We start from the raw sequence: 11,893 nt of genomic DNA on the forward strand, positions 1-11,893 counted from the left end.
GCCGCCCGCCGGATCGACGAGGTCCGGCGGGCGGAGGATCCGTCGCAGAACGACAAGAAAAGCCATCAAGAAGATCTTCGGGGAAGGAACCGGGCGATGAGCGAGTCCGCCGACCGTCGCGACGTCACGCACGATACCGCCGAACTGCGCCGCCACGAGCCGCTGTCGGCACCGTTTCCGGGCTCCGCCGAGGGCCGGATGCTGTACTGGATCGCCTTCGCGTTCTCGGCCTTCCAGATCGCCACGGCGGCCCACCTGATCGACCTGCCGAGCCAGGTCACCCGGGCGGTCCATGTCGGCTTCCTGGTGTCCCTGACCTTCCCGCTGATCGCGCTCGGCCGCCACTACGCCCCGGGGGCGCGGGCCGCCGCCTGGGCGCTGGGCGTCGCCGGCCTCGGCGTCGCCGTCTACCAGTGGATCGAGTACACGCCCCTGCTGCTGCGCGCCGGCGACCCGCTGCCGCTCGACCTGGCGGTCGGCGTGCTGGCGCTGGTCACGGTGTTCCTGGCGGCCTTGGCGATCATGGGCCCGGCGCTGCCGATCATCGCCGGCGCCTTCCTCGCCTATTGCCTGTTCGGCGAATACCTGCCGGCACCGCTCAACCACCGCGGCTACGACGTCTCCCAGGTGATCGACCACATGGCCTACGGCACCGAGGGCATCTACGGCATCCCGACCTTCGTGTCCTCGACCTACATCTTCCTGTTCATCCTGTTCGGCGCCTTCCTGGAGAAGGCCGGGATGATCGGGCTGTTCACCGACGTGGCCATGGGCCTGGTCGGCCACGCCCGCGGCGGCGGCGCCAAGGTCGCCGTAGTGTCGTCCGGACTGATGGGCACGATCTCCGGCTCCGGGGTCGCCAACGTCGTGGCGACCGGCCAGTTCACGATCCCCCTGATGAAGAAGTTCGGGTATCGCGCGGAATTCGCAGGCGGCGTCGAGGCGACCGCCTCGATGGGCGGCCAGATCATGCCGCCGGTCATGGGGGCGGTCGCCTTCATCATGGCCGAGACCCTGGACGTGCCGTACTACGAGGTCGTCAAGGCCGCGATCATCCCGGCGATCCTGTATTTCGCCAGCGCCTTCTGGGTGGTGCATCTGGAGGCCGGCAAGCACGGCCTGCTGGGCCTGCCGAAGAACGAGCTGCCGTCGGTGACGGCGGCGCTGCGCCGGAACTGGCACCTGCTGCTGCCGCTGGCGGCCCTGGTCTACCTGCTGTTCTCCGGCTACACGCCGCTGTTCGCCGGCACCGTCGGCCTGGCGCTGACCGTGCTGCTCATCCTCGGCGGCTCGATCGCGCTCGGCATGGGATCGGCGGCGCTGCGCTCGGTGTTCTGGGTCTGCCTCGGACTGGTCTCCGCCGCCTTCCTGCAGTGGGGCATCACGGTGATCGTCGCCGCGGTCGCAGTACTGATCGCCGTCAACCTGGCGTCCAGGGGCGGGCGCGAGACCCTGGCGCTGTGCCGCGACAGCCTGGCCGAGGGTGCCAAGACCGCGCTGCCGGTCGGCGTCGCCTGCGCGATCGTCGGCATCATCATCGGCACCATGACCCTGACCGGCGCCGCCAACACCTTCGGCCAGTACATCGTGTCGGTCGGCGACACGAGCCTGTTCCTGTCGCTGCTGCTGACCATGGTCACCTGCCTGATCCTCGGCATGGGGATCCCGACCATCCCGAACTACATCATCACCGCCTCGATCGCCGGCCCGGCACTGCTCAAGCTCGGCGTGCCGCTGATGGTCAGCCACATGTTCGTGTTCTATTTCGGGATCCTGGCCGACCTGACCCCGCCGGTGGCGCTGGCCTGCTTCGCGGCGGCGCCGATCGCCCGGGCCAGCGGCCTGAAGATCTCGTTCGAGGCGATCAAGGTGGCGACCGCCGGATTCGTGATCCCGTTCATGGCGGTCTACACCCCGGCCCTGATGCTGCAGGACGGCGGCCCGTTGTCGGAGGCGCTCGGATACCCGGTGGCGGTCGCCTACATCCTGTTCAAGACCACGCTGGCGATCGGGCTGTGGGGTGCGGCGGTGATCGGCTTCCTGCGCACGCGCATGGCGGCATGGGAGCGGTTGGCGGCGGCGGCCGCGGCGTTCTGCCTGATCGCGGCCCTGCCGATCACCGACGAGATCGGCTTCGCGCTCGCCGCGCTGACCATCGCCGGCCATCTGTGGCGCAGCCGACGCCTGGCCGCGGCACAGGCGTAGACCGGACCACGGACCGCAGGCGGCGGCTGGGTCGACCGGCCGCCGCGTGCTACAACCGGGCCGGTCGGTGGCACGGGAGGGATTGCCGGTTTGAGTCGTCTGTTCGAGGAACTCGCCTTCCAGGCGACGCCGATCGGCGAGCTCAGCCTGCGCCGGCGCCGCGAGCTGTCGCTCGGGGTCGACGTCTACGAGATCAAGCTCGGCGACGAGTTCCTGATGTCCAGCCTGTTCACCGCGTCCGAGATCGAGCTGGCCCGGCTCGGCCTGGCGGCGACCGACGGCAGCGCGCTCGACATCGTGGTCGGCGGCCTCGGCCTCGGATACACGGCGCGGGCGGTCCTGGAGAATACCGGGGTCGGGTCGCTGCTCGTGGTCGATGCCCTCGAGGCCGTGATCGAATGGCACTGCAGCGGACTGCTGCCGCTCGGCCCGGAACTGACCGGTGATCCGCGCTGCCGGTTCGTGCACGGCGACTTCTTCGCCATGTCGGCCTCGGCGGCCGGCTTCGACCCGGAGCAGCCGGGACGGCGGTTCGACGCGATCCTGGTCGACATCGACCATTCGCCCGACGCCCTGCTGGCGCCCGGCAGCGCCGGCTTCTACCGGCCCGACGGCCTGCGCGGCGTGGCGTCGCATCTGCGGCCCGGCGGGGTGTTCGGCCTGTGGTCGAACGAACCGCCGGACGACGCCTTCACCGCTCGCCTCGCGCAGGTGTTCGCAGAGGCCCGCGGCGAAGCCGTGGTGTTCCACAACCCGCTGCAGGACCGGGATTTCACCCAGACCGTCTACCTGGCCCGGACCTGAGCCCGGGCATCAGGCGACCGGGGCGTCCGGATCGTCGAGAACGCGCACGAACACCGGTACGTAGTCGTCGGCGTCGTCGATCCGCCCGAGGCCCGACCCCGACCTGCCCTCGAACACCTGGCAGCCGACATACTCGACGGTCTGGCCATCGCGCCCGAGGATCGGGCAGGTCAGGCGTTCCGTCGTGATCTCGGGTCTCCAGTCCGACCACCGGTAGGTACCGCGCGAATGCACCGGCTTCCTGAACCTTCCGGCCGACCGGTAGAGTTCGCGGATGTGCTCGGCATAGGCCTCGCGGGAGCCGTTGATCCGGTTCGGCAGGTCGGCCACGCAGGTGCCCGATATCTCCTTTCCGCGCACGTCGTGGGCCAGGGAGCCGACGAGCACGTAGAAGAAGTCGCCGAGAGCCTCGTCGAAGGTCATCAGGTTGACCTTCGGCAGCAGGCGACGCGGAATCGTCAGCGGATCGACCTGTACCCGCGACGGAAGTTCGCCGCTGCCGCGAATTCCGACCCAGTAGCGCAGAAACTCTGCGATCTCGTCGTGCATGACGGCTCGTACACCTGGGGCCAGCAGATGCGGAAGCCTAGGCGATGCCGCGCATCGTCGCCAGCCTCCCGGCGAAAAGCCCGGCCCGCCGGGGCTGTCGCCGTAAGGTGCGAGGAATCGCGATCGGGGACGGCGCTTCACCGATCGCCGGATCAGGTGATTTCGGTGTCCAGGTCCTCGATGACGCGGACGAACTCCGAGACGTAGTCATCCGCGTCATTGAGCGGAACCGGTCTCGACGGCGCCGCGTGCTCGACGGACTGGAAGCCGGTGAACTCGATCGTCCGGCCGTCGCGTCCCAGGATCGGGCATACGATGCGTTCCGTGATCACGTCACGCTGGCCGGCGATCCAGCGATAGGCGCCGCGTGAATGCACCGGCCGGCGAAGTCGCCGGGCCATTCGGTAGTGGTCGCGGATGTACTCGGCATAGGCCTCGCGCGTGCCGCCCATCCGGTTGGGCAGGTCCGCGGCATATGTCCCGGACAGTTCCATGCCCCGGGCGATGTGGGCATAGGATCCGACCAGCGTGAAACAGACATCGTCCCGGTGGTCGTCGTACACCATCAGGAAGACGTTACTGAGCAGCCGCCGCGGGATCGCGAGAGGATCGATCCGATCCTTGGCCGGGAGGTCCGCACCGTCCCTGAGACCGTCCCAATAACGCAGGAATTCGGAAATCTGCTCGTGCATCATACTTGGACAACCGTGGACAGGGCACGCTGTCTGCGCGGAAACCCTCGGATGCTACTTTACCGCCCCCGGTTTTCGCGCGCAGCGGCTTAATGAACGGTAAAGGAACCCCGTGAGACGCGAAGACATCCCAGCCGGACCAGACCGCGACGGAGTAGTCCGGGAAGGATGCCCGGTCTGCAGAGCCATCGGGTCAAGGCCGTTCCAGCGTGTGGAGGGCCTGACCTACCGGCGTTGCCGGACCTGCGAGGCAAGCTTTCTGATCCCGTCCGAGTTGCCGTCCAGACCGGTCGAGCACGCGCACTACCTGACCCACCGCAACGACCCGGACGACCCCGGATATCGCCGCTTCCTGGACAGGCTGGCCGGCCCGCTGCTCGACCGCCTGGCCCCGGGCTCGAGCGGACTGGACTACGGCTGCGGCCCCGGCCCGGCGCTGGCCGCGATGCTGCGGGAGTCCGGCCATCGGATGGCGCTGTACGACCCGTTCTTCGTGCCCGACCCGGCGATCCTGGAGGCCAGCTACGACTTCGTGACCTGCACGGAGGTGGCCGAGCACTTCCACCGGCCGGCCGAAGAGTTCGACCGGCTGGGCCGCCTGCTGCGGCCGGGCGGCCTGCTGGCGGTGATGACCAGCTTCCTGATCGACGATGCGGGCTTCGCCGACTGGCACTACCGGCGCGATCCGACCCATGTGGTGTTCTATCGCGAGGCCACCTTCCGGACGCTGTCGGCGCAGCGCGGCTGGCACTGCACGATCCCGGCGACGAATGTCGCCCTGATGCGAAAGTCCGGAAACAACGAATGATATAATGCACGCATTGTTTTTGGCATTGAGATCCGCTAGACCGGACGGCAGCGGCGGGACACCCCTGCCGCGAGCGGCTTCGCGGAGGTTCGGCATGCGCAGGCAATTCACCATCGCGGTGTTCGAGGGCGACGGCATCGGCCCCGAGATCATGGCGCCGACGGTCGCCCTGCTGCGCGACCTCGCGCGCGACGCCGGCAGCTTCGCCCTCGACTTCCGTTCGGTCCCGGCCGGGGCCGGCCACTACCGCGACACCGGCGAATCGCTGCCGGCAGCCTCGATGGAGGCGGCGCGGGCGGCCGACGCCATCCTGCTGTCGGCCATGGGCCTGCCGGCGGTGCGCTATCCGGACGGCACCGAGATCTCGCCGCAGATCGAGCTGCGCATGCAACTGGGGTTGTTCGCCGGGGTCCGGCCGGTGTTCGTGCAGCCGGGCCAGGACGTGCCGCTGAAGTCGCCGCGGGTGACCGACATCGACTTCGTGATCGTCCGGGAATCGACCGAAGGCCTGTTCGCCTCGCACGGCAAGGGCGTCGTCGAGGGCGACCGCGAGGCTCGCGAGACCCTGGTCATCACCCGCGCGGTGTCCGAGAAGCTGTTCGACTTCGCGTTCCGGCTGGCGCGGCGGCGCAAGGCGGCGGGCCGCGGCAAGGGCCTGGTGCACTGCGTCGACAAGGCCAACGTGTTCCAGGCCTTCGCGTTCTTCCGCCGGATCTTCCGCGAGCGCGCGGCCGCGTTCCCCGACATCCGGGCCGACGCCGCCTATGTCGACGCGACGGCGCTGGCCATGGTCCGCAACCCCTGGGATCTCGACGTGCTGGTGACCGAGAACATGTTCGGTGACATCCTGTCGGACCTCGGCGCCGGGCTGATGGGCAGCCTCGGCCTGGCACCGTCGGCGGACATCGGGGAGCACCATGCCGTCTTCCAGCCCTGCCACGGCAGCGCGCCGGACATCGCCGGCCGCGGCGTCGCCAACCCGATGGCGATGATCCTGTCGGCCGCCATGATGCTGGACTGGCTCGGCGACCGGCACGGCAACGCCGAGATGGTCCGGCTCGGCGAGGCGCTGCACCGCGCCGTCGCCGACGTGCTCGCCGACGGCCGGGTGCTGACCGCCGACCTCGGCGGCAGCGCCGGCACCGAAGCTGTGGCGGCGGCGGTCGCGACGGCGGTCCGGATCCCGGCCGCCGCATGACCGCGAAGCTGAAGGTCGTCACCGTCGGCGCAGGCTACTTCGCCGGCTTTCACGTCGACGGCTGGCTGCGCAACCCGGACACCGACCTCGCCGGGCTGGCCGACCTGGACCGGGCCAAGGCGGAGCGGCTGCTGGCCGACCGGGCCGGTCGCGACCACTCGGTGCGGGTCGGGACCGATGCGGCGGCCCTGCTCGACGCGGTCCGGCCCGACATCGTCGACATCGCCGCCCCGCCGCCGGCGCATCTCGACCTGATCCGCCTGGCGCTCGCAACCGACGCCCGCGCGATCGTCTGCCAGAAGCCGTTCTGCACCTCGCTCGAGGAGGCCCGGGAGGCGGTCGCGCTGATCGAAGCCAGCGGCAGGCTGGTTGTGGTGCACGAGAACTTCCGGTTCCAGCCCTGGTACCGGGCGATCCGCGACGAGATCGCCGCCGGCCGGGTCGGCGAGTTGTACCAGGTGAGCTTCCGGATGCGACCCGGCGACGGCCAGGGACCGGATGCCTACCTGGCGCGCCAGCCCTATTTCCAGAAGATGCCGCGGTTCCTGATCCACGAGACCGCGGTGCACTGGATCGACACCTTCCGGTTCCTGATGGGCGAGCCGGAGTCGGTTTTCGCCGACCTGCGCCGGCTGAATCCGGCAATCGCCGGCGAGGATGCCGGCACCCTGCTGTTCCGCTACGCCGACGGCCGCCGGGCGCTGTTCGACGGCAACCGGCTGGTCGATCACGTTGCGGCCAACACCCGCTTCACCATGGGCGAATGCCTGGTCGAGGGCTCCGCCGGCTGCATCGCGCTCGACGGCGACGGCACCCTGACCTTCCGCGCCAGGGGCAGCCGCGACTGGCAGCGGATCGCCGGCGACCATCCGACCGCCGGGTTCGGTGGCGATTCCGTCTACGCGCTGCAGAAGCATGTCGGCGACCATCTGCTGCGCGCCACCCCGGTCGAGAACGACGCGGCCGGCTACCTGCGCAACATCGAGATCGAGTACGCGCTGTACGACTCCGCCGAGACCGGCCGGATCGTGGACGTCTCGCGACCATGACCGTGGCCCGGGCGCCATCCCAGACCCAGCGGGCGACCGCGCTGCTGCGCGAGATGATCGTCACGAACCGGCTGCCGGCCGGCTCGAACCACCTGGAGACCGAGCTGGCGGACCTGCTGGGGATGTCCCGCACGCCGGTCCGGGAGGCCGCGATCGCGCTGGAGGCCCAGGGGCTGGTCGAGGTGCGGCCGCGCCACGGCATCCGGGTCCTGCCGATCTCGCCGGCCGACATGGAGGAGATCTACTCGATCCTCACCGAGTTGGAATCGCTGGCGGCATGGAACCTGGCGACGGCGCGGCCGGCGGCCGACCGACTGGACGGGCTTCAGCGGCTGATCGACGAGATGGACGCCGCCCTGGACGCCGGCGACCGCCACCGCTGGGCCGAGGCCGACGACGCGTTCCACGGCGAACTGGTGCGGCTGGCCGGGAACCGCAGGCTGGAGTCGGTGGTGGCAACCATGTCCGACCAGGTCCGCCGGGCCCGAATGGTCACCCTGTTCATGCGGCCGGAGCCACGCACCTCAAATGCCGACCACCGGCTGCTGGTGAAGGCGATCGCCGCCGGCGACGCCGACGCCGCCCGCGAGATCCACCGCTCCCACCGGATCGCTGCCAAGGACATGATGATCCGGCTGCTGGCCCGGCATGGCTTCGCCGCGGTGTGAGGGCCGGGAGCCGCGGATGCTACGTCCCGTCGTGCGCCGCCCGGCTGTCGGCCGGCGCCTGCTCGCGGCGCTCGGTCATGCCGTAGTCGCGGATCACCGAGGCGACCCGCAGCCGATAGTCCTTGAAGACGCCGCCGCGGCCGGCCGCCTGGGTGGCGCGGTGACGCTCCTGGTTGCGCCACTCGGCCACCGCCTGCTCGTCGCGCCAGAACGACAGGGACAGCATCTTGTCGGGGTCGGTGATGCTCTGGAACCGCTCGACCGAGACGAAGCCGTCGATCTTCTGGAGCTCGTCGCGGAGCTTGGCGGCGTGGGCGAGATAGGCGTCGCGCCGGCCGTCGGCCGGCGTGACCTCGAAGATGACGGCGATCATCGCGGTGTCCTCCCGGTTGGCATCGACGGCCGCGTTCAGGCCGCCGGCTCGACTTTGCGCAGGAAGCTCCGCTCCTCGGCAAGGATGAACTGCCCGCGCTCGGCCATCTCGAAGTTGGCGCGGCCGGCGTCGTCGCTGCGCAGCCTTGCCCGGTAGGCCTCGTAGGACGCCAGGCTGTCGAACGAGATCAGCCCGAAGGCGATGTCGTTGGTGCCTTCGTGCGGCATCCAGTAGCCCAGCAGCTCGCCGCCGCAGGCCGGGATGATGGTCAGCCAGTTCCGGGCGTAGGCCTCGAAGGCGGCGCGCTTGAACGGGTCGATCCGGTAGCGGATGAAGACGGTGACGGTCATGGCTGGCTCCTGGCGCCGGTGTGATTGACCGCGGTGGTCTCGCATGCCCGTTCCCCCCGATGCTTCGGCCGGCGCCGTAGCGAACCGCTTCTCAGTCGAGCCGCACCCCGAACGCGTCCCGCAACGCCAGCCGGCCCTTGGGAGTGACCGAGACCGCGCGGGAACCCTCGACCCGGCGGATCCAGCCCCGCTCGAACGAGTGCGTGCAGATCGCCGCCCCGACCGCACCGGCCAGATGCGGCCGGCGCTCGCTCCAGTCCAGGCAGGGCCGGCAGAACACCCGGGTCGACCGCCGCCCGCCGCGGCCGGGCGAGCGGTCGAGGTCGACCCCCAGCGCCGCGAACAGCGCCAGGCCGCTGTCGGTGACTTCCCCGGCATCGCCGTCGATCTCGGCATGGCCGGCGTCCAGCAGCGCGTCGGCCAGGGCCACACCCAGCCGGCCGGCCAGATGGTCGTAGCAGGTCCGCGCCGCCCGCAGCGCCAGGTCGCGCGGCCCGGTCGAGAGATTCCGGCGCGGCGGCTCCAGGGTCGACGCCACTTGCGAGATACTCTCGATCATCTGGGCGATGGCCTGCGACGCCAGCCGGTGATAGCGGTGGCGGCCCTGCTTCTCGACCGCCAGCAGCCCAGCGGTGGTGAGGCGCGCCAGATGCCCGCTGGCGGTCTGCGGGGTGATCCCGGCGACCGACGCCAGCTCGGTCGCGGTCAGGGCGCGGCCGTCCATCAGGGTGTTCAGCATCGCCGCCCGCGCCGGGTCGCCCGCCAGGGCCGCGATCTCCGCGATCATCGCCGTGGACACCATCGCTCGTCCTCCTCATCGGCCGCGGTCGCGCCGGCCCGGCACCCCGACAATGGCAGCCAGCCGGCGGCAATGCTTCGGCGCCGACCGTAGCATCGAAGCCGCCCGCGGCGCGAAACCTCCGGCATCGGGACACACGGATGGGAGGCGACGATGGCGAGCAGCCGGACGTTCTACGGGTGGCGGGTGGTGTCGGCGGCCTTCGTGCTCGCCATGTTCGGCTGGGGCTTCGGGTTCTACGGACCGCCGGTGTTCCTGCACGCGGTGCAGCGCAGCCATGACTGGCCGCTCGCCGTCGTCTCGGGCGCGGTGACCGTGCACTTCCTGTTCGGCGCGCTGGTGGTCGCCAACCTGCCGCGGCTGTACCGCCGGCTCGGCGTCCCGGCGGTGACCATGGCCGGTGCGGCGGCGCTCGCCCTCGGCATGCTGGGCTGGGCGAGCGCGCAGACGCCCTGGCAGCTGTTCGCGGCGGCGCTGCTGAGCGGTTCCGGCTGGGTCGCCATGGGGGCGGCGGCGGTCAACGCGATCATAGCGCCCTGGTTCGTGCGGGCCCGGCCGGCGGCGCTGGCGACCGCCTACAACGGCGCCAGCGTCGGCGGCATCCTGTTCGCGCCCTTGCTGGCCGCGGGGATCGCCCGGTTCGGATTTCCGGCCACCGCCGCCCTGTTCGGGGCCGTGATGGTGATCGTGGTGTGCTGGCTCGCTCACCGGGTGTTCGCCCGCAGCCCGGAGGCGATGGGCCAGGCGCCCGACGGCGACGCACCGGGCGCGCCGGCCCCGCCGGTAGTCGCCGGCGCGCGGCCGCTGCCCGGCCGGCAGGTCTGGCGCGACCGCGGTTTCCTGACCCTCGCCGCCGGCATGGCGCTCGGTCTGTTCGCCCAGGCCGGGCTGCTGGCGCATCTGTTCTCGCTGCTGGTGCCGACGCTCGGCGCCGAGACCGCCGGGCTGGCGATGGGGCTGGCGACCGCGGCGGCGATCGGCGGCCGCACCCTGGTCGGCTGGCTGATGCCGGCCGGTGCCGACCGCCGGCTGGTGGCCTGTGCAAGCTACGGCGTGCAGATCGCCGGCTCGCTGGTGTTCGTGGCGGCGGCCGGCAGCAGCATCCCGCTGCTGCTGCTCGGGGTCGTGCTGTTCGGCGCCGGCATCGGCAACGCCACCTCGCTGCCGCCGTTGATCGCCCAGGTCGAGTTCGCGAAGGAGGACGTCGGCAGGGTCGTCGCCCTGGCGGTGGCGGTCGGGCAGGCGACCTACGCCTTCGCGCCGCTGGCGTTCGGCCTGGTGCGGACGGCGGTCACCGACGGCGCGGCCCCGCAGGTCTTCGTGGCGGCGGCAACGGTCCAGGCCCTGGCGATCGCGGCCTTCCTGCTGGGGCGGCCGTGCCGTACGCGGAGAGCATCGCCGGCCGGTATGCCGGGCTGATTGCCGGCCGTGCCGGCGCATTCACAATGTCTTCACGACCTTCGGGTCGACTGTCCGGCATACTGTGTTGCCCGCCTATACCCCCGCCACGACCCGGACGAGACATTGCCATGAGCCAACCGAGCCCCCTGCCGCTTCTCGGCGCGGCGATGCCGAGCGACGCGCTGCCGACCTACCGCGACTGGCTGGTCGACGGCCAGCGCGACCTGGAGCTGCAGGACTTCTTCAAGGCCGAGGTGCTGAACGGCGACTGGCGCCCGCTGGCCCGGCGGATCCGCGCGGAACTGCAGGGCCATAGCGGCCGGCTCGGCATCCACGGGCCGTTCTGGGGATTCAACATCGACACCCAGGACCCGGACGTCCGGGCGGTGGTGCAGAAGCGGATCGACCAGGGCCTCGACGTCTGCGAGGAGCTCGGCGCCGACCAGATGGTGGTGCACAGCCCGTACACGACATGGTCCTACCACAACCTCGACAACCAGGCCGGCGCCCGCGGGAAGCTGCAGGAGCGGGTGCACGCCTGCCTGGGCGAGGCGGTGGCCCGGGCCGAGCGCATCGGCGTCACCCTGGTGATCGAGAACATCGAGGATATCGACCCGCATGCCCGCGTGCGGCTGGCGCAGTCCTTCGGCAGCGAGCGGGTCCGGGTCTCGATCGACACCGGGCACGCCTACTACGCCCATGTCTCGACCGGCGCGCCGCCGGTCGACTACTACGTGGTGGCGGCCGGCAACCTGCTGGAGCACGTCCACCTGCAGGACGCCGACGGCTATGCCGACCGGCACTGGGCGATCGGCGAGGGCTCGATCCTGTGGCCCGGCGTGTTCCGGGCGCTCGGCGAGCTGACCTCGAACCCGCGGCTGATCCTGGAGTTGCGCGACAACTCCCTGATCGGGCAGGCCGCCGAATACCTGGTGAAGGCCGGGCTGGCGCGCTGAGGCGGCGGCCGCCGCCGGCTCGCCGGGCTTGGTCGACCGGA

The 11,893-nt window shown here is 70.9% G+C and carries 13 protein-coding genes; 8 read left to right on the forward strand and 5 right to left on the reverse strand.

The genetic code is table 11. From position 1 onward, the window contains the following. Positions 1 to 96 precede the first annotated feature (96 nt). Both RIC31_RS22405 and RIC31_RS22410 read left to right on the forward strand, forming a co-directional pair. Positions 97 to 2,205: a TRAP transporter permease gene (locus RIC31_RS22405; RefSeq protein WP_350113204.1), complete on the forward strand. Its 2,109-nt coding sequence runs from the start codon at positions 97 to 99 to the stop codon at positions 2,203 to 2,205. Between the two features lie 90 nt (positions 2,206 to 2,295). Continuing rightward, positions 2,296 to 3,009 carry a polyamine aminopropyltransferase gene (locus RIC31_RS22410; protein WP_350113207.1) on the forward strand — a complete coding sequence of 238 codons (714 nt, stop codon included), beginning with the start codon at positions 2,296 to 2,298 and terminating at the stop codon, positions 3,007 to 3,009. A 9-nt stretch (positions 3,010 to 3,018) separates the two neighbouring features. Here the strand turns inward: RIC31_RS22410 and RIC31_RS22415 are convergent, their stop codons facing one another. Beyond that, on the reverse strand, positions 3,019 to 3,558 hold the full coding sequence (locus RIC31_RS22415; RefSeq protein WP_350113210.1) for a PAS domain-containing protein: 540 nt from the start codon (positions 3,556 to 3,558) through the stop codon (positions 3,019 to 3,021). 152 nt (positions 3,559 to 3,710) lie between these two features. Then, entirely contained in the window at positions 3,711 to 4,253 is a 543-nt protein-coding gene (locus RIC31_RS22420; protein ID WP_350113213.1) for a PAS domain-containing protein, read from the reverse strand. 271 nt (positions 4,254 to 4,524) lie between these two features. On the opposite strand from RIC31_RS22420, the gene RIC31_RS22425 reads away from it, so the two are divergent. From RIC31_RS22425 to RIC31_RS22440, 4 genes are all read left to right on the forward strand, one after another. After that, entirely contained in the window at positions 4,525 to 5,058 is a 534-nt protein-coding gene (locus RIC31_RS22425; protein ID WP_350113216.1) for a class I SAM-dependent methyltransferase, read from the forward strand. Positions 5,059 to 5,152: 94 nt separating this feature from the next. Next, positions 5,153 to 6,256, forward strand: a complete 1,104-nt coding sequence (locus tag RIC31_RS22430) for an isocitrate/isopropylmalate dehydrogenase family protein (protein WP_350113219.1) — start codon at positions 5,153 to 5,155, stop codon at positions 6,254 to 6,256. Further along, the gene (locus RIC31_RS22435) at positions 6,253 to 7,305 is read left to right on the forward strand and encodes a Gfo/Idh/MocA family protein (protein WP_350113221.1); all 1,053 of its coding nucleotides are present in this window, start codon (positions 6,253 to 6,255) and stop codon (positions 7,303 to 7,305) included. Before RIC31_RS22430 ends, RIC31_RS22435 begins: the two co-directional genes overlap by 4 nt. Continuing rightward, complete coding sequence (locus tag RIC31_RS22440; RefSeq protein WP_350113224.1) at positions 7,302 to 7,973, forward strand: GntR family transcriptional regulator; 672 nt, start codon at positions 7,302 to 7,304, stop codon at positions 7,971 to 7,973. The genes RIC31_RS22435 and RIC31_RS22440 overlap by 4 nt, the downstream gene beginning before the upstream one ends. A 19-nt stretch (positions 7,974 to 7,992) precedes the next feature. Here the strand turns inward: RIC31_RS22440 and RIC31_RS22445 are convergent, their stop codons facing one another. The 3 genes from RIC31_RS22445 to RIC31_RS22455 all read right to left on the reverse strand — a co-directional run bounded on the left by RIC31_RS22445 (position 7,993) and on the right by RIC31_RS22455 (position 9,498). After that, on the reverse strand, positions 7,993 to 8,346 hold the full coding sequence (locus RIC31_RS22445) for an antibiotic biosynthesis monooxygenase family protein (RefSeq protein ID WP_350113227.1): 354 nt from the start codon (positions 8,344 to 8,346) through the stop codon (positions 7,993 to 7,995). 35 nt (positions 8,347 to 8,381) lie between these two features. Then, entirely contained in the window at positions 8,382 to 8,696 is a 315-nt protein-coding gene (locus RIC31_RS22450; RefSeq protein ID WP_350113230.1) for an NIPSNAP family protein, read from the reverse strand. A 91-nt stretch (positions 8,697 to 8,787) separates the two neighbouring features. Beyond that, positions 8,788 to 9,498, reverse strand: a complete 711-nt coding sequence (locus RIC31_RS22455) for an ArsR/SmtB family transcription factor (RefSeq protein WP_350113233.1) — start codon at positions 9,496 to 9,498, stop codon at positions 8,788 to 8,790. A gap of 150 nt (positions 9,499 to 9,648) precedes the next feature. On the opposite strand from RIC31_RS22455, the gene RIC31_RS22460 reads away from it, so the two are divergent. Together RIC31_RS22460 and RIC31_RS22465 are read left to right on the forward strand one after the other, a co-directional pair. Further along, positions 9,649 to 10,914: an MFS transporter gene (locus RIC31_RS22460; RefSeq protein ID WP_350113236.1), complete on the forward strand. Its 1,266-nt coding sequence runs from the start codon at positions 9,649 to 9,651 to the stop codon at positions 10,912 to 10,914. Positions 10,915 to 11,024: 110 nt separating this feature from the next. Next, positions 11,025 to 11,852: a sugar phosphate isomerase/epimerase family protein gene (locus tag RIC31_RS22465; RefSeq protein ID WP_350113239.1), complete on the forward strand. Its 828-nt coding sequence runs from the start codon at positions 11,025 to 11,027 to the stop codon at positions 11,850 to 11,852. Positions 11,853 to 11,893: the final 41 nt, after the last annotated feature.

Source organism: Thalassobaculum sp. (assembly GCF_040219615.1).
GTDB lineage: Bacteria > Pseudomonadota > Alphaproteobacteria > Thalassobaculales > Thalassobaculaceae > Thalassobaculum_A.

Bases quoted from the DNA above. Each gene is read 5' to 3' on its own strand.
- RIC31_RS22415 (WP_350113210.1), bottom strand. From the start codon at position 3,558: ATGCACGACGAGATCGCAGAGTTTCTGCGCTACTGGGTCGGAATTCGC.
- RIC31_RS22430 (WP_350113219.1), top strand. From the start codon at position 5,153: ATGCGCAGGCAATTCACCATCGCGGTGTTCGAGGGCGACGGCATCGGC.
- RIC31_RS22465 (WP_350113239.1), top strand. From the start codon at position 11,025: ATGAGCCAACCGAGCCCCCTGCCGCTTCTCGGCGCGGCGATGCCGAGC.
- RIC31_RS22405 (WP_350113204.1), top strand. From the start codon at position 97: ATGAGCGAGTCCGCCGACCGTCGCGACGTCACGCACGATACCGCCGAA.
- RIC31_RS22420 (WP_350113213.1), bottom strand. From the start codon at position 4,253: ATGATGCACGAGCAGATTTCCGAATTCCTGCGTTATTGGGACGGTCTC.
- RIC31_RS22440 (WP_350113224.1), top strand. From the start codon at position 7,302: ATGACCGTGGCCCGGGCGCCATCCCAGACCCAGCGGGCGACCGCGCTG.
- RIC31_RS22435 (WP_350113221.1), top strand. From the start codon at position 6,253: ATGACCGCGAAGCTGAAGGTCGTCACCGTCGGCGCAGGCTACTTCGCC.
- RIC31_RS22450 (WP_350113230.1), bottom strand. From the start codon at position 8,696: ATGACCGTCACCGTCTTCATCCGCTACCGGATCGACCCGTTCAAGCGC.
- RIC31_RS22445 (WP_350113227.1), bottom strand. From the start codon at position 8,346: ATGATCGCCGTCATCTTCGAGGTCACGCCGGCCGACGGCCGGCGCGAC.
- RIC31_RS22455 (WP_350113233.1), bottom strand. From the start codon at position 9,498: ATGGTGTCCACGGCGATGATCGCGGAGATCGCGGCCCTGGCGGGCGAC.
- RIC31_RS22460 (WP_350113236.1), top strand. From the start codon at position 9,649: ATGGCGAGCAGCCGGACGTTCTACGGGTGGCGGGTGGTGTCGGCGGCC.